Origin of the sequence: Nocardiopsis sp. NRRL B-16309 (assembly GCF_001279585.1) — a bacterium.
Taxonomy (GTDB): domain Bacteria; phylum Actinomycetota; class Actinomycetes; order Streptosporangiales; family Streptosporangiaceae; genus Nocardiopsis.
Genome location: NZ_LGEC01000059.1, coordinates 22,915 through 42,132 on the forward strand (window position 1 = coordinate 22,915; position 19,218 = coordinate 42,132).

Consider the following 19,218-nt stretch of genomic DNA (forward strand, 5'->3'; position numbering starts at 1 on the left):
TTCCTCGTCGTCGCCGGCCGCCGTACGGCGGTTTCCCCATCCTGATCGGCGCACCCTGGCCAGGCATTGGCGCACACGCTTAAGCTCGCGTCATGGACTCTTGGATTTCGCCAAACGACGGCGAGGACGCCGAGCCCGGTGCGTCCCTGCGCTCGGTGCTGGAGTCCGTCGGCCCGGTGATGCTCACCGTGCTGGACGCGCCGGAGACCGGTGCGCCACGGGCGCCCGTTGGGCGCGGTAGCCCTCCCCCGCGCGAAGCACACCCGGCGGACGGCGGCGAGCGGCGGGCGGGGCTGGAGGCGCGCGTCCTGCGCACGGTGATCCACGACGCCGCCGACCCCCTCCCCGATGGGACCGGTTCCGTCCTGCTGCTGGTCGGCGCGGACGCCGAGGCCCCGCAGACCGTGGAGACCGTGCGCGAGGCGGCCGCCGCCGGGTACGTGGCGGCCGTCGTCAAGCTGCGGGGCGGCAACGGCCGTGTGCTGGCCAGGGCGGCACGCGCCGCGGGCGTCGCCCTGCTCGCCACGCCCGACGACGCGGCCTGGCGCCAGGTGGACGCGCTGCTGTCGTCCGCGCTCGGGGCCTCCGGGGCGGGCGAGCGCTCCCCGGGGGCGAACACGGCGTCGGGCGACGAGCTGTTCACTCTGGCCAACGCCCTGGCGGGCGCGGTCGGGGGCCCGGTCGTGATCGAGGACCTGGAACAGCACGTGCTCGCCTACTCGACGCTGCCGGGCCAGCCCATCGACGAGTTCCGCCGCCGGGGCATCCTGGACCGGCGCGTCCCGGTGCTGGCGGAGCAGGTACGGCAGTACCGGGAGGTGCTCAACGCGCCCGGGATGCTGCGGATGCCGCCGCTCGGCGACGAGGAGCTGCCGCGCGCGGCCGTCGCGATCCGTGCGGGCGACCTGCCCCTGGGCACGATCTGGGTGATCGAGGGCGGCTCCCCGATCGACGCAGCCGGTGAGCGCGCCCTCGCCGACGGCGCCCGGCTCGCGGCGCTGCACATGCTGCGCCGCCGCAGCGGGCCGGAGATAGAACTGCAGGCGCGCGAGCAGGCTCTGCGGGGCGCGCTGGAGGGCGCCGCGAGCGAAACCGACACACGCGCCCGGCTGGGACTGTCGGCGGGCACGCCCGTGACCCTGGTGGGGTTGGCGCCGCTGTCGGGGAACGCCGACACCGCCGCCCTGACCGCGCGGGCGGGCGCGGCCGTGGCCCGGCACTGGTCGGCGGTGCAACCCGAGGCAGCGGTGGCGAGCACGGCGCGCGCGGTCTACGTCCTGGTGCCGGAGGGGGCGGACGGGGCGGTCCGCCGACTGGCCGCGCAGACGCTGACGGTGGTGGAGAGGGTGCTGGGACTGCGGATGCGCGCGGCGCTGAGCCGACCGAGCACGGACCTGGGGCAGATCCCCCTGATGCGGGCGGAGACCGACGACATCCTGCGGGTCATCTCGACCGACCCGCGCGCGCCCGAGGTGGCCGAACTGACCGACACCCACGCTCGGGTGCTGCTGGCCCACGTGGCGGACGAGCTGGCGCGCCTGCCCCGGCTGCGCCACCCGGGCATCGACGCGATGCTCGCGCACGACCGGAACCACGGCACGGCCTACGCCGCTTCCGTTACCGCGTGGCTGGACGCGGTGGGCAGTTTCGGGGACGCGGCACGGCGGATGCACGTCCATCCGAACACGATGAAGTACCGGCTGCGCCGCGCCAGGGAGCTGTTCGGACTCGATCTGGACGACGCAGACGACCGGCTCTCGTGCTGGATCCAGCTGCGCCTGGCGACGGCCCCGCCCGAGGAATCGCAGGACCGGTCGCCCTGAACCGCACTGGCTCCCGGCCACAGGGCTCCCCCGCAACCCGCCGACGACTCGCGCCGCACCGGTCAGGGATCCGGCTGCACTGAAGCGCACGGGCCCTGGGAAGAGCGCCGCCTTGGACCCGCCGAGCACACGCATCCCAAGGGGCGCAGGACCGGCCGCCCTGGACCCCGACAGCAGCGCTCCCCTCCGACCCACCGAACACTCCCGCCCCTGGGAACGCAGGACCGGCCGTCTCGCACCCCGAAGGCCCGAGGTCCCAGCAACAGCACTCCGCCCCACTGAACGCTCCCAGCCCTCTGGGAACGCAGGTCTGTCCGCCCTGGATCCGGGGCCCGAGGGCCCAGCAACAGCACTCCCCTCCGCCCCACTGAACTCTTCCGCCCTGGGAACACAGGACCGGTCGCCCTGAACCCCGGCAACAGCGCTCCCCACCGAACGCTCCCAGCCCTGGGAACGCAGAACCGTGGCGCCGACCGGCACCCCCTCTCGTGCGCGGCAGGTGGTGCACGTGCGGCGCGGGTGGCCCCGGGGCACGCCCGAGAGCTCGCGCACGTCCCGTCCGGGTCGCCATCCCGACCACGGGCGCCGACCCGGGGGTCCCGGCGGGAGAGTTCGTGTGGCGCCCAGAGCGCGCACCGGCAGCGGCCGGGGACCGACGAGAACATTGTCGATCCCGTACAAGCCATGCCGCTTCCTTGAGTGATATCTCCAAGGACTTTGTGGTACCCCTCACACAGGATGGGTGCCAGCCCAGCCGCCTACGGCAGCGGTCCCCGGCGCGTCTCGCGGCGCGCGTGGCCAGGCTCGCCCCCCGTCACGAAGGAAGAACCATGACAGAGACCCACCAGCCCGACGGCCCCTCCGACGCGGACGGCGATCCGGGGAACGTCTCGCCCCGTCGCCGCTTCGCGGTCCTCGTGGCCTGCGCGGCGGTGGTCGCGCTGGCCGTCGTGGTGAGCCTCCTCGTCCCGGCGGACACCGTGCTCCCCACCGGCCGCTGGTGGTCGGTCCTGCCCCCGGTCCTGGCGATCGCCCTGGCCCTGGCGACCCGGCAGATCCTGCCCGCGCTCTTCGTCGGCATCTGGCTGGGCGCCTGGCTGGTGGAGGGGCTGAGCACGCAGGGCCTGGTGACGTCGCTCCTGGACTCCGCCGGCGTCTACACCGTCGACGCCATCGCCGACCCCGACCACGTGATGATCATCGTGTTCACGCTGATGATCGGCGGGCTGGTCGGCGTCATCCGCCGCAACGGGGGCACCGACGGGATCGTGCACCTGGTGACGCGGTGGGCGTCGACGCCGCGCCGGGGGCAGCTGGCCACCGGCGGACTGGGCGTGGCCGTGTTCTTCGACGACTACGCCAACACGCTGGTGGTCGGCAACACGATGCGCCCGATCCTGGACCGGCTGCGCGTGTCGCGCGAAAAGCTCGCCTACCTGGTCGACTCCACCGCCGCGCCGGTCGCGACGCTGGCCCTGCTGTCCACCTGGATCGGGTTCCAGGTGGTGCTGATCGACGACGCCGTCGCCGACACCGGGCTGGCGCTCAACGGCTTCGCGGTCTTCGTGGAATCGCTCAAGTACGCCTTCTACCCGATCCTGGCGATCGGCCTGGTGTTCGCCATCGCGCTGACCGGGCGCGACTTCGGTCCGATGCTGCGGGCGGAGCGGCGGGCCCGCACGACCGGCCAGGTCAGCCTGCACAGTATCGCCCCGGGGGCGGCCGCGCTGGAGGACGAGCTCACACCGCCCGAGCGGACACCGCGACGCCTGGTCAACGCGCTGCTGCCCATCCTCGTCCTGGTCGCCACCACGGTCGTGGGCCTGTTCGCGACCGGCGAGGGCGCCTCGGTCATCGAGATCATCGGGGACGGCGACCCGTTCTCCTCCCTGCTGTGGGGATCGCTCCTGGGGCTGTTGGTCGCCGGAGTGCTCAGTGTGGCGCAGGGGATCCTGACGCTCGCCGAGGTCGTCACCGCCTGGTTCGCCGGGGTGAAGTCGGTGCTGTACGTCGTCATCATCCTGACCCTGGCCTGGGCGCTGTCGGCGCTGACCGGCGAGCTGGGGACCGCGGACTTCCTGGCGGGCGCGCTCGGCACCGCACTGCCGGTGTTCCTGCTGCCCGCGCTGCTGTTCGTCATCGCGGCGGCGATCGCCTTCGCCACCGGGACCAGCTGGGGGACGATGGGCATCCTCACCCCGCTGGCGGTTCCGCTGGCCTGGGCGGTCCTGGACGCCCAGGGGCTGGCCGCGGCGGAGGGGCATCCGATCCTGTTCGCGTCGGTGTCGACGATCCTGGCCGGGTCGGTCTGGGGCGACCACTGCTCCCCGATCTCCGACACGACCGTCATCTCGGCGCTGGCGTCCCAGTGCGACGTGATCGACCACGTGCGCACGCAGATTCCCTACGCCCTCTTCGTCGCCGGAACGGTGATCGTGTTCGGGCTGCTGCCGGTCGGGCTGGGACTTCCCTGGTGGGCCGGGCTGGCGCTGAGCGGGGCGGCCACCCTGGGCGGCCTGATGCTGATCGGACGCCGCGTGGACGCCGCCGTCGGCGAGCCCGACCCGGTCGGCCCACGGGCGTGATCCCCATCGGTCGAACCTGACCGTCACCAAAGCGGGAGCGACCGCCCGGCCACGGGACATGACCGTGCACCCGGGCAGGAGCGACCACCGACCCGGACGCAGCCGACCGCCCACCAGAACCTGACAGCACCCGGGCGTGACCGCACGCGCCGCCACCACCCACCCGCGCGGCGGCCGTCGTCGTTCGACCGGCGACGGCCGTCCACGTCCGGGGCGGGGCCGCGACCGGCGGCGCTACAGGTGGAGGGTGCCGTGGGCGACCGAGACCGCCGGACCGCCGATGAGCACGCGGCCGGGCCGGTCCCCGGGCAGGCGCAGGTGCAGGTCGCCACCGCGCGCGGAGGCCTGGTGGGCGAGGAACTCGGTGCGGCCCAGGCGCTCGGCCCAGAACGGCACCAGGACCGTGTGCGCGCTGCCGGTGACCGGGTCCTCGGTCACACCGACCCGCGGCCCGAACACGCGGGACACGAAGTCGTACTCCTTGCCGGGGGCGGTGACGATCACGACCCGCGCCTCCACGGCCGCCAGCGCGGTCATGTCCGGGGCCAGACCGCGCACGGTCGCCTCGTCGGCCACCTCCACGAGCAGGTCGCCGGTGCCGCCGCGCCCCACCGAGAGCGGTTCGGCTCCCAGAGCGGCGGCCAGCCCGTCGGGCGCCTCGCACGGCGCGGCCGGCATGGCCGGGAAGTCCATCCACAGCATGCCCTCGCCGGGCGTGACGGTGAGGATCCCGCTGCGGGTGGTGAAGCGGTAGGGCCCGGGGACGCCCCGCTCGCCCAGGGTGTGGGCGGTGGCCAGGGTGGCGTGGCCGCACAGGTGGATCTCGACGCTGGGCGTGAACCAGCGCAGCTCGTAGTCGGCGTCCGCGTCGTCCACGGGGCGGGCGAAGGCGGTCTCGGAGAGGTTGAACTCGGCGGCCACCCCCTGGGCCCACTCGTCGGGGTAGGTGCCGTCCAGGACGAGCACGGCTGCGGGGTTGCCGGCCAGGGGCCGGTCGGTGAAGGCGTCGACCACGGTGTACTCAGGCATGGCGCTCAGTCTAGGAACGCCGGTCCCGCGCTGGACAGGGCCAATCGCGGTCGAGTGGACCGGTTCGGTTTCGTGGCCCCTCACAGCTGCGGCTCGTCGAGGATGAACATCGTCTGCGTGCTCTTGACCTCGGGGATGCGCTGCAGGCGCTCCAGGACGAAGGTGCGCAGTGCCGCAGCGTCGGTGACGCGGACCAGCAGGAGCAGGTCGACGTCGCCGGAGACCAGCGCGGCGTGGTCGACCTCGGGGATGTCGCGCAGGTAGCCGCGGAACCGGTCCCAGGAGTGCTGTTCGATGCGCACGGACACGTACGCCGACAGGGAGGTGCCGTACTTCTCCGGGTCGATGACGGCGGTGAAGCCGCGGATGACGCCCTCGTCGCGCAGCCGTTCGAGCCGGGAGTAGGCGTTGGCGCGGGAGATGTGCGCCTGTTCCGCGACCGCGCGGATGGACATGCGACCGTCGCCGCGCAGAAGGGCGATGATGCGGCGGTCGGTGTCGTCCAACGGCACGGCCATGTGTCTTACCTCACACCACTCGCACTGCGGTCACGGCAGATGTATGGCGCCGAGCCCGGGCTTACTGAGCAGTTCGTCCAGCATCGGCGATGTGATGTCGACAATATGGGGTAATTCACCGCATATTCAAGACATGAAGCACACCGATGAGCGACCTCGTCCGGCTCCCGCACTCCCGACCAGGGAGCCCGTGCGTCTGGTGGACCGGCACGGCCGCCGTGTGGGTCACTCCTCGTTCACCGCTCCCGACCCCGCGCGACTCGTCGAACTCCACCGCGCCATGCTCATCGGCCGCCGCTTCAACCAGCAGGCCGGCACGCTCGCCCGCCAGGGCCGCCTCGCCGTGTACCCGTCCTCGACGGGACAGGAGGCGGCCCAGGTCGGCGGCGTGCTGGCCCTGTCGGACCAGGACTGGCTCTTCCCCACCTACCGCGACAGCGTGGCACTGGTCGCGCACGGTGTCGATCCGGTCCGCACCCTCACCCTCTTCCGCGGCGACTGGCACTGCGGCTACGACCCGCACCGCTACCGGTGCGCGCCGCAGTGCACGCCGCTGGCCACCAACGCCTCCCACGCGGTCGGCCTCACCTACGCGGCCCGCCGCAAGGGCCGCGACGTGGCCGCGCTCGCGATGATGGGCGACGGCGCCACCAGCGAGGGCGACGCCCACGAGGCCTACAACTTCGCCGCGGTGTGGAACACCCCCGTGGTGTTCCTGGTGCAGAACAACCACTGGGCGATCAGCGTGCCGCTGCACCGGCAGACCGCGGCGCCCACCCTCGCGCACAAGGCCGTCGGGTACGGGATGAAGGGCTACCACGTGGACGGAAACGACGCCGCCGCCGTGTACGCGGTCGTCTCCCACGCCCTGGCCGAGGCCCGCGCCGGCGGCGGGCCCGCGATCGTGGAGGCGGTCACCTACCGGGTGGACCCGCACACGAACGCCGACGCGCCCCAGCGCTACCGCGACCCCGCCGAGGTCGAGCACTGGAAGGAACGCGATCCCCTGATCCGGTCCGAGCGGCTGATCCGCGACGAGGGCCTGCTCGGCGACGCCGAGGAGACCGAACGGGCGCTGGCCGCCTTCGGCGCCGAGGCCGACGCCATCGCCGACACCGTGCGCGAACGGCTGGCGGGCGCGGAAGAGCTCGATCCGCGGTCCCTGTTCACCGACGTCTACGCCACGGTCCCACCCCTGCTGGAGCAGGAGCGCGCGGTGCTCGCCGACGAGCTGCGGGAGGTCTGATGGCGGCCGCGCCCGGCGTCTCCATGGGCGAGGCCCTCAACCGGGCCCTGCACGACGCGATCGAACAGGACCCCGACGTGCTGGTCTACGGCGAGGACGTCGGGCCGCTGGGCGGCGTCTTCCGGATCACCGACGGCCTCATCGGCGAGTTCGGACCGGAGCGGGTGTTCGACTCGCCCCTGGCGGAGGCGGGAATCGTCGGCACCGCGATCGGCATGGCGATGTACGGGCTGCGGCCCGTGGTGGAGATGCAGTTCGACGCCTTCGCCTATCCGGCGTTCGAGCAGGTCGTCTCGCACCTGGCCAAGATGCGCAACCGCACCCGGGGCGCGGTCGCGCTCCCGGTCGTCCTGCGGGTGCCCTACGGCGGCGGCATCGGCGGCGTGGAGCACCACAGCGACTCCTCCGAGGCCTACTACACGCACACCCCCGGGCTGCGGGTCGTCACCCCGGGCACACCCGCCGACGCCTACTCGATGCTGCGCGAGGCCGTGGAGTGCGACGACCCGGTCGTGTTCCTGGAGCCCAAGCGCCGGTACTGGTCGCGCCAGGAGGTGGACCTGCCGGTGCGCACCGAGCCCATGGCCACCCCGGTGGTCCGGCGCCCGGGCACCGACGCGACCCTGGTCACCTACGGCCCCATGGTGGAGACCGCGCTGGAGGCCGCCGAGACCGCCGCCGCCGAGGGGCGGTCGCTGGAGGTCGTGGACGTGCGCCAGCTCGCGCCGCTGGACGACGGGGTCGTGACAGCGTCGGTGCGCCGCACCGGACGCGCGGTCGTGGTGCACGAGGCGTCGGTGTTCGGCGGGTACGGCGCCGAACTGGCCGCGCGGATCGGGGAGCGGTGCTTCCACTACCTGGAGGCCCCGGTACTGCGGGTCGGCGGCCTGGACGTCCCCTATCCCCCGCCCAAGCTGGAACACCACCACCTGCCCGACGCGAACCGCGTCCTGGCCGCGGTGGACCGGCTCCAGTGGGAGTCGGAGTGGACCGACGACGGCGAAGGGCGGGTCCGGCCGTGAGCACCGAGCGCTCCTTCGCCCTGCCCGACCTCGGTGAGGGCCTGACCGAGGCCGAGATCCTGTCCTGGCTGGTCGCCGAGGGCGACGAGGTCGCCGTGGACCAGCCGGTCGTGGAGGTGGAGACGGCCAAGGCCTCGGTGGAGGTGCCGAGCCCGTACGGGGGCACGGTCACCCGGCTGCACGGGTCGGCGGGCGACACGGTCGCCGTGGGCGCCCCGCTGATCACGGTCGCCGAGCCCTCCGCCGCCGCTCCGGTGCCGCGGGCCCGCCACGGGTCGGAGCCGGTGCGGGGCACGTCGGAGCCGGTGCGGGACACCGCGACCGAGCAGACCACCGTGCCGAGCACACGGAGGGAGTCCGATCCGGCGGGCGGCAACGGCGCCGCCGAAGACCACGCCGGATCGGGCGCCGTCCTGGTGGGCTACGGCACGGGATCGGGCGCGCGGACCCCGCGTCGGCGCGCCCGTGGGGCGGGTGGGCCGCCACGGTCGACGGCGACCGGCGGCCCGCCCCCGCTTCCGGAGGATCCGGCCGCACAGTCGGACGGCCCCTCCCCAGAACCCGTCAGAGTGGTGTCCCCCCTGGTCAGAAGGATGGCGCGAGAGCACGGCCTGGACATCGCCTCGGTCACCGGCAGTGGAGGGGGCGGCCTGGTCCTGCGCCGCGACGTGGCGGCGGCGATCGAGGCCCGCCGGGCTCCGGCACCCCGGCCCGACCCGCCGCGTACCCACCGCACGCCGCTGCGCGGCGGTCGCCGCACGATGGCCGAGCGCCTGGAGCGGTCCCGGCGCGAGATCCCGGAGGCGACCGTGTGGGTGGACGCCGACGCCACCGGCCTGGTCGAACTGCGGCGCACGCTGAACGAGGCCGGTCCCGACCAGCCGGTCAGCGTGCTGGCACTGGTGGCCAGGATCGCGGTCTCCGGGTTGGAGCGCTTCCCCGAGCTGAACGCCCACTTCGACCAGGAACGCCGTGAGGTCGTGCGCTTCGACGACGTGCACCTGGGGTTCGCGGCCCAGACGCCGCGCGGCCTGGTGGTTCCCGTGGTACGGGAGGCACAGGCCCTGTCGACCCGGCGGCTCTCCGCCCGCCTGGCCGAGACCGCGGAGGCGGCGCGGTCGGGCACGCTGGAGCCGTCCGCCATGGTCGGCGGGACGTTCACGGTCAACAACTACGGAGTCTTCGGCGTGGACGGGTCCGCCGCGATCATCCCGCACCCGCAGGCGGCGATCCTCGGCCTGGGCCGGATCGTGCGCCGCCCGTGGGTGGTGGGCGACTCCGTGGTGCCCCGGCCGGTCACGGAGCTGACGCTGGCCTTCGACCACCGCGTCTGCGACGGCGGTGTCGCGGGCGGCTTCCTGCGGTACGTGGCCGACCGCGTGGAGCGGCCGGAGCTGCTCGTGGGCGACGTCTGACGCCCGGCTCGGGAGTCCGGTCCCGTCGCCTGTACCTCCCTCCCCCGCGCCCCCGCTCCCCTCGGACACGCGCAGGGGCCGCGGTCGCCGACCGCGGCCCCTGGCTGTGCCGGACGCGCCCGCGAACCCGTGAGGGTCCCGGGAGCGGACGCGGCCCCGGCTACTTCCTGCCGCGCAGCCTGTCGAGCAGGGAGCCCAGGCTGTGCCGCCCGTCGCTCGCGGCCATCAGGCCCTTGCCTCGGCCGTCGGCCGCACCGGCGTGCGCGCCGGCCGCCCGGCGGCTCCAGACGAAGAGCACGGCGACGAGGATGGCGGGGACCAGTGCGAGGGTGAGCAGGCCGGTACCGCTCAGCATGCCGCTGTCGGCGCCGGTCAGCTCGGCGCCCGAGAGGTCGTTGGCCGCGGTCTCGGCGGACACCCCGCCGTCGTCGGACTCGTCCGCGGGGGCCGCGGACTCCTCAGACACTTCCTCCTCCTGGGCGTCCTGCTCGTCGGAGCCGTCGTCAGCGGACTCCTCGGACTCCTCCGCCTGGGACTCCTCGTCCTCGGACGTGTCCTCGGAGGCCTCCTCCTCGGCCGCCTCGGCCTCCTCTGGGATCGGGGAGACGGCGTTCTCGCAGCTGTTCCCCTCCTGCATGAAGGGGTGGGGCGCGCCCTCGGTGCCGGCGCCGTCGCCCCACTCGGTGATGTAGTACTCGACCTCGGCGTGGCCGTTGCCGCCGCCGACGGTCAGGGAGGTCTCGTCGAAGTCGGTGCCCATCATCTTGGCGAAGGTCTTGCCGTCGATGTCGAGCAGCACGTCGCAGTCGTGGGAGGGCTCTCCGGGTCCGCGGTCCCCGATGAAGAAGTCGTACTCCTCGCCTTCGTAGACGATGTAGCCCTCGGTGCCCAGCGGCCAGCTCGGGCTGGAGAACAGGCCTTCCTGCATGGGCTCGCCGCTCGCGGGAGCACCCGTGTCGCCGTTGATGCCGGAACCGTCGTCCCAGAAGTAGGTCGCGGTGACTTCGCCGTACTGAATGGGAGTGTCGTTGCTCATGAAGTAAGTGCCAGGTTGACGACAGGGCCGAGAAGACCGGTGCCATGGCGCACGGGCACGCCTCGGGCACGCTCGGAGCGCGTGCTTCGCGCACGCTCGAAGCGCGCCCTGAAATGGGCGCCATGGCATGGGGCTCCCGCGTCGCCGGCAGCGAATAGCGGGGTGGGAACGGGAGTCACCGATGGGATCGGTGCTCCGCCGGCACAGGCGCGTGGATTCGCGCGGCCCTGTTTCCCGGTGAGGGTCTCGACTCCCTTGCGGCCTACGGCCGGACAAGGGCTCGGCATCGGTTCACCACGGGTTCGTAACGAACCGATCACGATGGACACTAACCCAGGTTTGGGCAAAATGCGCAAGCCCTACGAGTAAAATGACGGGCCGTGTCCGCGCCGACACACCCGGACGGACTCGCCCCACCCCGGACGGAAGACGAGAAAGCCCTGCTCACAGGGCCTGTCGCGGGTCGGCGACGCAGACCGGACGATTCTGCGTGGCGCGCGTCATAGCGTGGCGGAGAAGGAGCCGAGTTGGCGGACAAACCGCCCTGGGCGGTCGATACGCGACAGTCGGTCACGGTGACACGGGGACACACCGTGGTGGACCTCCGGCGCCAGCCGTGGTAAAGGCCACGCCACCCCGCGCCCCTGTCGAGGTCACCCCGGGGCCGCTCGACCCCACCCGAACGCAAAGAGACCCCGGAGGGTTGCTTCTCCGGGGTCCCGATTCCGTGCCGCGGCGCGGCGCTCGGCTCAGGTGACCTGCGCGCGCCGCGAGAACCGCTCCTGGCGCCACTCGCCCGACTCCACCACCTCCACCAGCGCGGTCGCGGCGTCGTAGACGTCCACGTAGCGCAGGTACAGCGGTGTGAACCCGAACCGCATGACGTCCGGCGCGCGGAAGTCCCCGATCACGCCGCGCTCGATCAGCGCCCGCACGATCGGGTATCCGGCGCCCGCCTCGGGCTGGAGCAGCGCCACCTGGCTCCCCCGGTGCGCGTGGTCCAGCGGCGTGACGGACTCCAGCCCCGCCCGCCCCCCGGTGGTGATCCGCAGGAACAGGTCGGTCATCGCCAGGCTCTTGACCCGCACCTGCGCCATGTCGGCCTTGGCCCACACGTCCAGGCTCGCCTCCAGCGCGGCGTCGGCCACCAGCGGCTGCGAGCCGCTGAGGAAGCGCGACACCCCGGGGGCGGGCTCGTAGTCCGGCGCGAAGTCGAAGGGGTTCGCGTGCCCGTGCCACCCGCTCAGCGGCTGGTCGGCGACGGCGTGGTGGCGCCGCGCGGCGTACAGGAACGCGGGCGCGCCGGGCCCGGCGTTGAGGTACTTGTACGTGCACCCGACCGCGAAGTCGGCGCCGGACCGGGAGAGTTCGATCGGCACCGCGCCGACGCTGTGGCACAGGTCCCAGACCACGAGCGCGCCGTGCTCGTGCGCCATGCGGGTGATGGCGGGCAGGTCGCGCAGGGTGCCGCTGCGGTAGTCGACGTGGCTGAGCAGCAGGACCGCCACTTCGCCCGTGGCCAGGGCTGCGGCCAGTTCGGGGCCGTCGGGGTCGACCCGGCGCTGGACGGCCCCGGTCAGACCCGCCGCGCCCTCGGTGACGTAGAGGTCGGTGGGGAAATTGCCGGACTCGCCCAGGACGACGTCGCGGTCGGACATCCGCAGGGCGGCGACCACCGCCTTGAACAGGTTGGTGGAGGTGCCGTCGCCGACGATCACCTCGTCGGGGTCGGCGCCCACCAGCGGGGCGATCTTGGCGCCCAGCGTGCGCGGCTTGTCCCACCAGCCCGCGGTGTTCCAGCTCGCGATGAGGTCGCGGCCCCACTCCCGCTCGATCATGTCCGCGACGCGGCCGGGTGTGGCGCGCGGCAGCGCCCCCAGGGAGTTGCCGTCGAGGTAGATCACACCCTCGGGGAGGACGAACTCCTCACGGAAGGCGGCGAGCGGATCGGTGCGGTCGAGTTCGACGCAGTCCGCGCGGGTGGTGGGCGTCATGGTCCTGCTTCCTTTGCCGGCCTGTGGACGGTGAACGAACGGGCGGCGCCGGGCCTCGGGCCTCCGTCGAAAGCGGTGGCCGGCGGCGGGCGGTGATGGGCGGCGGGCGGGTGCTAGATGGTATTGCGGAGCGACCACAGTTCGGGGAACACGTCCTGCTCGACGTGGCGGGCCAGCCAGTTGAGACCGTTGGAGCCGCCGCTGCCGGGCTTGCCGCCCATCGTGCGCTTGACCGCGACCAGGTGCAGGTGCCGCCACCGCGTCACGCGCTCGGCGACGTCCATGAGCGCCTCGGCCAGGAGGAAGAGGTCGTTGCCGGGCCGGTCGTCGGCGTAGACGTCGGCCCAGGCCCGCTCGACGTCGGGGCTGGGTTCGTAGGCCTGCGTCCAGTCGCGCTCGAAGCGGTCGGCGGGGACCGGCAGACCGCGGCGGTGCAGCAGGCGCAGCGCGGCGTCGTAGAGGCTCGGACGCTCCAGCAGGCGGGTGAGCTCGTCGGCCACCGGCTCCATCGCCTTGTGCGGGCGGATCATCGCCGAGGACTTGTTGCCGAGCAGGAACTCCAGCTTGCGGTAGCCGTAGGACTGGAAGCCGGAGGCCTCTCCGAAGGAGTCGCGGAAGCGGTTGAACTCCGTGGGGGTCATGTCGCTGATCAGGCCCCAGGAGTCGTTGAGCACGTCCTGGGCGTGGCACGCGCGGCGCAGCCAGGCCAGGGCGCCGGGGACGTCGTCGGCCTCCAGCGCGTCGCGGGCGGCCTCCCAGCGCTCCCGGACCAGCGTGAACAGCAGCTCCATGACCTGGGTGGCGATGAGGAAGGCGGTCTCGGCGGGTTCGTCGGTACGGGTCCGCTGCAGACCGAGCAGCGTGTCGATGCCCGCGTAGTCGACGTAGGGCGTGGTGCCGCCGAAGGACAGGGTGGGGCCGCCCCGCTCCGCGCCCGCCCCCTGCTCGGGGGCGGCGTCACCGCCCTCACCCCCCGGCATGAACGGGCACTGCTGGGCGGACGTCGTGGTGAGCATGGAGACCTCTCGTGGTACTGCGCGGAACCGGTGGGCGCATCCGGCGCGGAGCCCCGGGGACCCGGTGCACCACGCTGTGTACGCGAGTTCACATGATCGAACAAATCACCGGAACAAGGAAGGGACGACGCACACGCAAGTCGGACATTCGGTTAGCATTCATCACACGTCTCGCCCTTCGACTTTGGGATCGCAAAGTATGGCCTCAGGACTGACCACCCCCTTGGACGGCGTTGACCTGCGGATCCTCTCCGAGCTCCAGCAGGACGGCCGCCTGTCCTTCAACGAGCTGTCCCGGCGCGTCAACCTCTCGGCGCCCGCCGTGGCCGACCGCGTCCGCCGCCTGACCGACCGCGGGGTGATCACCGGCTACCACGCGCACGTCGACCCGGCCGCCGCCGGCCTGCCGGTCACGGCGCTGGTGCGCATGGAGTGCTTCGGCGCCACGTGCCTGCTGCGGGAGCGGGCGTCGATGGAGCTCCCGGAGATCCTCCAGGTCCACCGGGTCACCGGCGACGCGTGCTGCGTCCTGCTCATCGCGGTGCGCTCCATGGAGCACTTCGAGGAGGTCATCGACCAGCTGGCCGAACACGGCCGCCCCTCCAGCACCATGGTCCTGTCCAGCCCGGTGCCCTGGCGCGCCGTCACGGCGGCGCGCACCTCATGAGCGTCCTCATCGACACGCCCGTCTGGCCCGGGCCGTACGGCTGGCTGTTCTGCCACATGGTCAGCGACCGCTCCCACGACGAACTCCACGCGTTCGCGCGCGGTCTCGGCGTGAGTGGGCGCGCCTTCGACCGCGACCACTACGACATCCCGGCTCACCTGCACGAGCGTGCCCTGGCCCTGGGCGCCGAACACGTGAGCGGGCGTGAGCTGGTCACCCGGCTGCGGGCCGCCGGGCTGCGCCGGCCCAGGAAGAGGACCGCGCCCCGGCCGAGCGCCTGACCCTCCCGCGACGCCGCCGACACCTCACGGCGGCGGTTCCGTACCCGTCTCCCAGCGGTGGACCTCGGCGAGGAGGTTGGACCGGGCCCGGGCCTCCCAGTGCTCCCGGCCGTGCCGGGTGCGGTACAGGTGGGGCGCCGCCAGGAGGTTCCGCAGGACGCCCAGCCGCCCCTGCCGGAATGCCTCGTCGGGGACGTGCCCGTACTCGGCGCGGATCGCGGCGGCGTAGGTGAAGTAGGCGTCGGGCGTGCCCGCCAGCACGGCCAGGTCCGCGTCGCACACCACCGCGCCGTCGGCGTCGCCCTCCTCCGTACGGTGCGTCCTGGTCAGCAGCACCAGGCGCGGCACCTCCGCCACCAGGGCCGCGGGCGCCCCCATGAGGGCGAGCAGGCGCCGGGCCAGGGCGGCGCTCTCCTCCTCGTCCTCCAGCGGGCGGCCCTCGTAGACGGCGTCGTGGAACCACAGGGCGTAGCGCACGGCGTCGGGGTCGCGGGACTCCCCCCGCAGGAGCTCCGCGGCGGTGAGCGTCTCCCACAGGTGCGCGACCGTGTGGTAGCGGCGGTGGGGCTCGCTCCACCGGTCCAGGAGCTCGGTACCGACCGCCACCGCCTCGGGAGTCGTCCCGGCCAGGTCGCGCCAGGCGGCCACCAGCGCCGGCTCGTGCCGCCCGTCTCCGGGTCCGTGATCACGGTTCACTCCGTCGTTCCCCTCACGTGTGGGCGGTCAGTCCCGCCTCGTAGGCCAGGATGGCCGCCTGCACCCGGTTGCGCATCCCCAGCCGGCCGAGGATCGCGCTGACGTAGCTCTTGACCGTGCCCTCGACGAGGAACAGGCGCGCGGCGATGTCGGCGTTGGACAGCCCGGCGCCGATGAGGGCGAGCACGTCGCGCTCGCGTTCGGTGAGTTCCTCGACCCTGGCCGCGGCGGCCGACCGGCGCGCCGCGCGGCCGCCGCCGAACTGCGCGATCACCTGCCGCGCGACCTTGGGCGAGAGGAAGGCGCCGCCGTCGGCGACGGCGTGCACGCCGGTGATCAGCTCGCGCGGGTCGCCCGCCTTGAGCAGGAAGCCGCTGGCGCCGTCGCCCAGCGCCTGGGAGACGTACTCGTCCTCCCCGAACGTGGTCAGCATGACCACGGCGGTGCCGGTGGCCAGGCGGTGGATCTCCGCGGCGGCGGCGAGTCCGTCCAGCCTCGGCATCCGAATGTCCATCAGCACCACATCGGGGCGGTGGGAGAGCGCCAGGTCCACCGCCTCGCGCCCGTCGGCGGCCTCGGCGACCACCTCGATCTCCGGGTCGCTGGCCAGGATCGCCCGCACACCGGCCCTGATCATCGCCTCGTCGTCGGCGAGCAGCACTCTGATCACTGCCGTGTCCCTCCTCGATCCCGGCTCCGGAGACCGCCGGGCCGTGTCCGCGCGGTCACCGTACCGGGGCCTCCTCCTTGCTCGACAGCCGCCCCTCCGCGAAGCACAGCCGGTAGGTCACGTGGTCGAGGTCGAACGGGCCCGCGCCGCCGCGGTAGTGGCGGCACGTGGTGCCCTCGGGGACGGCGTCCTCCGCCGAATCGCCGCGACCCGGTTCCACGGTGACGGGCGGGAGCACCTCCTCCACGTCGGACCGCGCGTCCCCGACGGTGAGCGAGTCGAACACCTCCGGCTCCAGCGTCGAGTCCCGCACGGTCTCCGCGAAGGCCAGCGCCCCGATCGCGATCAGAGCCGCCATGGCCGCCGCCGGCAGGACGACGAGGGCGAGCGTCCATCCGCGCACCCGGCGGCGGGCGACCCTGTGCAACTGGTCGAGTTCGGCGGCCTCGTCCTCCTCGGGGTCCTGCGCCGCCGCGCCCACGAGCGGCAGGGTCGCGCGAACCTCCCAGCCTCCCTCCCGGGGTCCCGACGCGAACGTGCCTCCCGCCAGGCGCACGCGCTCGCGCAGCCCGATCAGGCCCCGGCGCCCGCCCTGCCCGCCGGGCGGGAGCGCGCCGCTCGGCTCGGCGTTGGTCACGCCCACCTCCAGACGCTCGTCGGTGCTGGCCAGCCACACGGTCACCTCCGCGTCCGGGGCGTACTTGGCGGCGTTGGTCAGCGACTCCTGCACCACCCGGTGCACCGCCCGGTCCACCATCGGCGGCAGGTCCCGCACGGGGCCGTCCCGCACGAGCATGACCCGCATCCCGGAGTCACGGGCGCGTTCGACCAGGTGGGGCACGCCCTCGTCCACGGGCACGAGGGGGACCGGATCGGCGTCGTCGCGCAGCACCCCGATGATCTCCCGCAGGCGCTCGGTGGCGCTGACGGCGGTGGCGCGCAGCTCGGCGGCCGACCGCCGGTGCCGGTCGTCGAGGTCGGGGGCCACCTCCAGGCCGCCGGCGCGCAGGGCGATGAGGCCGAGCTCGTGGCCGAGGGAGTCGTGCATGTCCCGGGCGATGCGCGAGCGCTCGCGCAGCCGTGCCTGGTCGGCCACGAGCCGCTGCTCCTGCTGCAGGTGGCGGGCGTGGGCCCAGCCCGACTCGGCCAGCTCCTGGTGCTGGCGGCGGTACACGCCGACGAGCCAGGGCAGGGCGAGGTTGACGGCCAACGTGACGACGGTGGCCACCCACACGAAGGTGTCGTCCGCCCACAGGACGAGCACGTGCGGCAGCCACAGGCCGAGGCCGAGTCCGAAGGCGGCCAGAGCGGGCCACACCCGGGGCATCCGCCGCCCCAGCTGGTAGGACGCGTAGATCAGCAGCAGGGACAGGGTGATGGACTCCATCGACCCCGGCAGGAGGACGACCACCGCGAGGAGCGGGTACCGGCGCATGGACGCGGCGGCCACGACGCAGGAGGCGATCAGGGCCAGGGTGATCCAGGCCGGGGCGGGCGCGGACGGCACCACCCAGGCCAGGGCGGCGTAGGCCTCCGCGGCGACGCCGAGGGCGGCGGTCAGCGCCAGGGCCCCGTCCCACACGAGCGCGCGCCGGGTCGGTCGGCCGCCCACGGGGCCCAGCACCCGCCGGACGGTCCGGATCGGCTCGGAGAAGTCCATGGGGTGAACCTACAGACCGGTGCACGGCCCCCGGCACCCTCGAAAGTCAGGAGGTCGGGCACCGGATGGTCGTACGGAAGGCCCCGGAGCGACCGGCGTTCCGCGCGCGGACCGCCCATATCATGGGATGAATTTTGGTCTCTCTGACGATGCCCCGCGCCCGACCGCCGTGCTGGAATCCAGAGGGCGCGGTACCCGATCGGGACGAGGGCGGATGTCACCACTGCAGACCCTGCGACGCATGCACGAGGTCGCTGGCCGGCCGCTGCTGCTGGCCTCCTTCCTGGCACGGCTGCCGATCTCCATGGCGCTGATCGGTCTGCTGACCCTCGTCACCTCCTCGACCGGCAGTGTCGGCAGCGCCGGGATCGTGGCGGGCGCCTTCGCACTCGGCGGCGCCGTGGGCGGACCCGTCATCGCACGCTTCGCCGACCGCCACGGACAGCGCCGGCCCGTCCTGGTCATGTCGGTCGTGGACGCGGTCCTGATCGGTGCGCTGGTCGCGGCGGTGACGGCCGGGGCACCCCTGGCTGCCCTGACCGCCCTGGCCGCCGTCGGGGGCGCGTGCATGCCCCAGATCGGCCCGATGGCCCGCACCCGCTGGGTGGTGCTGATCAAGCGCGGTCCCTGGCGGGGAGCCGAGCGGGAGCGCTCGGTCGGCGCGGCGATGGCCGTCGAGGGCGTCCTGGACGAGGCCGCCTTCGTGCTGGGCCCGGCGCTGGTGGGCGTGCTCACGGTGACCCTGTCGCCGGCGGCGAGCGTCCTGGGCGCCGGCGTCCTCATCGGGGTGTTCGGCGCGCACTTCGCCCTGCACCCCACCGCCCCGCCCGGCTCGGCCCCGGTGCGGGGCGGGGGCGACCGGATCGCCACGCCGGCCCTGCTCCTGCTCACCGTGCCCATGTTCTGCCAGGGGCTGTTCTTCGGCGGGATGTCCACGGGCGTGACCGCCTTCGCCGCCGCCTCCGGGCACGCCGACCTGTCGGGGCTGATGTACGCGGTCATGGGGGTCAGCAGCGCCACCGCCGGGCTGATGATGGCCTCCCTGCCCGCGGGGTTCACGCTCACGGCGCGCACGAGGATCGCGGCGGGGGCGCTGTTCCTGTTCACCCTGCCGCTCTACCTGCCGCTCGGCGCGGTGGGACTGGCGGTGGCGATCTTCGTCCTGGGGGCGGCGATCGGCCCGCACATCGTGAGCCTGTTCGGGCTCATCGAGCGCGCCGCGCCGCCGAGCCGCCTGTCGCAGTCGATGGCGGTCGTCCTCAGCAGCCTCATCCTCGGCCAGTCGCTGGGGTCGGTGGTGGCGGGGGCGCTCGCCGACGGGTTCGGGCACCAGGGCGCGTTCGCGCTGGCCACGGTCGGCGGCCTGGTCTCGCTGACGGTGACGGTGCTCGTGCTGAGGGCCCGCTGGTACGAGCGCGCGGAGCCCGCGCGGACCGGTTCCGGTGTCCGATCCGCCACGCCCGGACCGAACACGCCGGGCGCCGGCGCCGCCACGGGGTGAGACGGGGAACATCGGGCGTTAAGCGCGCGTTAAAGAGCGGTCCAGGACTCATCCACGGG

At 73.5% G+C, this 19,218-nt stretch carries 16 protein-coding genes; 8 read left to right on the plus strand and 8 right to left on the minus strand.

Annotated elements, in window-relative coordinates:
* Nucleotides 1-92: 92 nt before the first annotated feature.
* Complete coding sequence (locus tag ADL05_RS07870) at nt 93-1,823, plus strand: CdaR family transcriptional regulator (protein WP_156365759.1); 1,731 nt, start codon at nt 93-95, stop codon at nt 1,821-1,823.
* An 830-nt stretch (nt 1,824-2,653) separates the two neighbouring features.
* On the plus strand, nt 2,654-4,408 hold the full coding sequence (locus tag ADL05_RS07875) for a Na+/H+ antiporter NhaC family protein (protein WP_053616212.1): 1,755 nt from the start codon (nt 2,654-2,656) through the stop codon (nt 4,406-4,408).
* A 234-nt stretch (nt 4,409-4,642) separates the two neighbouring features.
* Here the strand turns inward: ADL05_RS07875 and ADL05_RS07880 are convergent, their stop codons facing one another.
* Together ADL05_RS07880 and ADL05_RS07885 are read right to left on the minus strand one after the other, a co-directional pair.
* Complete coding sequence (locus ADL05_RS07880; protein WP_053616213.1) at nt 4,643-5,437, minus strand: PhzF family phenazine biosynthesis protein; 795 nt, start codon at nt 5,435-5,437, stop codon at nt 4,643-4,645.
* Nucleotides 5,438-5,517: 80 nt separating this feature from the next.
* A complete protein-coding gene (locus ADL05_RS07885) occupies nt 5,518-5,955 on the minus strand; it encodes an Lrp/AsnC family transcriptional regulator (protein WP_053616214.1) in 438 nt (145 codons plus the stop codon).
* Between the two features lie 133 nt (nt 5,956-6,088).
* On the opposite strand from ADL05_RS07885, the gene ADL05_RS07890 reads away from it, so the two are divergent.
* From ADL05_RS07890 to ADL05_RS07900, 3 genes are read left to right on the plus strand one after another with little or no spacing between them, the layout of a single operon-like run.
* Complete coding sequence (locus ADL05_RS07890; RefSeq protein WP_053616215.1) at nt 6,089-7,201, plus strand: thiamine pyrophosphate-dependent enzyme; 1,113 nt, start codon at nt 6,089-6,091, stop codon at nt 7,199-7,201.
* Complete coding sequence (locus ADL05_RS07895; protein ID WP_053616216.1) at nt 7,201-8,223, plus strand: alpha-ketoacid dehydrogenase subunit beta; 1,023 nt, start codon at nt 7,201-7,203, stop codon at nt 8,221-8,223. Before ADL05_RS07890 ends, ADL05_RS07895 begins: the two co-directional genes overlap by 1 nt.
* On the plus strand, nt 8,220-9,638 hold the full coding sequence (locus tag ADL05_RS07900; protein WP_156365760.1) for a dihydrolipoamide acetyltransferase family protein: 1,419 nt from the start codon (nt 8,220-8,222) through the stop codon (nt 9,636-9,638). The genes ADL05_RS07895 and ADL05_RS07900 overlap by 4 nt, the downstream gene beginning before the upstream one ends.
* Before the next feature lie 160 nt (nt 9,639-9,798).
* Here ADL05_RS07900 and ADL05_RS07905 read toward each other — a convergent pair whose 3' ends face one another.
* From ADL05_RS07905 to ADL05_RS07915, 3 genes are all read right to left on the minus strand, one after another.
* Nucleotides 9,799-10,674 carry a hypothetical protein gene (locus ADL05_RS07905; RefSeq protein WP_053616218.1) on the minus strand — a complete coding sequence of 292 codons (876 nt, stop codon included), beginning with the start codon at nt 10,672-10,674 and terminating at the stop codon, nt 9,799-9,801.
* A gap of 749 nt (nt 10,675-11,423) precedes the next feature.
* The gene (kynU, locus tag ADL05_RS07910) at nt 11,424-12,668 is read right to left on the minus strand and encodes a kynureninase (protein ID WP_053616219.1); all 1,245 of its coding nucleotides are present in this window, start codon (nt 12,666-12,668) and stop codon (nt 11,424-11,426) included.
* Nucleotides 12,669-12,781: 113 nt separating this feature from the next.
* On the minus strand, nt 12,782-13,684 hold the full coding sequence (locus ADL05_RS07915) for a tryptophan 2,3-dioxygenase (protein WP_082376194.1): 903 nt from the start codon (nt 13,682-13,684) through the stop codon (nt 12,782-12,784).
* A 199-nt stretch (nt 13,685-13,883) separates the two neighbouring features.
* On the opposite strand from ADL05_RS07915, the gene ADL05_RS07920 reads away from it, so the two are divergent.
* Both ADL05_RS07920 and ADL05_RS07925 read left to right on the plus strand, forming a co-directional pair.
* Nucleotides 13,884-14,351: an Lrp/AsnC family transcriptional regulator gene (locus ADL05_RS07920; RefSeq protein WP_053616220.1), complete on the plus strand. Its 468-nt coding sequence runs from the start codon at nt 13,884-13,886 to the stop codon at nt 14,349-14,351.
* Nucleotides 14,348-14,632: a DUF4031 domain-containing protein gene (locus ADL05_RS07925; RefSeq protein WP_053616221.1), complete on the plus strand. Its 285-nt coding sequence runs from the start codon at nt 14,348-14,350 to the stop codon at nt 14,630-14,632. The genes ADL05_RS07920 and ADL05_RS07925 overlap by 4 nt, the downstream gene beginning before the upstream one ends.
* A 24-nt stretch (nt 14,633-14,656) precedes the next feature.
* Here the strand turns inward: ADL05_RS07925 and ADL05_RS07930 are convergent, their stop codons facing one another.
* Genes ADL05_RS07930 through ADL05_RS32265 form a run of 3 tightly spaced genes read right to left on the minus strand, consistent with a single transcriptional unit; the run spans nt 14,657 to nt 17,658 of the window.
* The gene (locus tag ADL05_RS07930; protein WP_053616222.1) at nt 14,657-15,328 is read right to left on the minus strand and encodes a metal-dependent phosphohydrolase; all 672 of its coding nucleotides are present in this window, start codon (nt 15,326-15,328) and stop codon (nt 14,657-14,659) included.
* 13 nt (nt 15,329-15,341) lie between these two features.
* Nucleotides 15,342-15,998: a response regulator transcription factor gene (locus ADL05_RS07935; protein ID WP_053616223.1), complete on the minus strand. Its 657-nt coding sequence runs from the start codon at nt 15,996-15,998 to the stop codon at nt 15,342-15,344.
* A 55-nt stretch (nt 15,999-16,053) separates the two neighbouring features.
* Nucleotides 16,054-17,658, minus strand: coding sequence for a sensor histidine kinase (locus tag ADL05_RS32265; RefSeq protein WP_053616224.1), 1,605 nt, complete (start codon nt 17,656-17,658; stop codon nt 16,054-16,056).
* Between the two features lie 214 nt (nt 17,659-17,872).
* Between ADL05_RS32265 and ADL05_RS07945 the strand changes: the two genes are divergently transcribed.
* Nucleotides 17,873-19,159: an MFS transporter gene (locus tag ADL05_RS07945; protein ID WP_053616225.1), complete on the plus strand. Its 1,287-nt coding sequence runs from the start codon at nt 17,873-17,875 to the stop codon at nt 19,157-19,159.
* Nucleotides 19,160-19,218 lie beyond the last annotated feature (59 nt).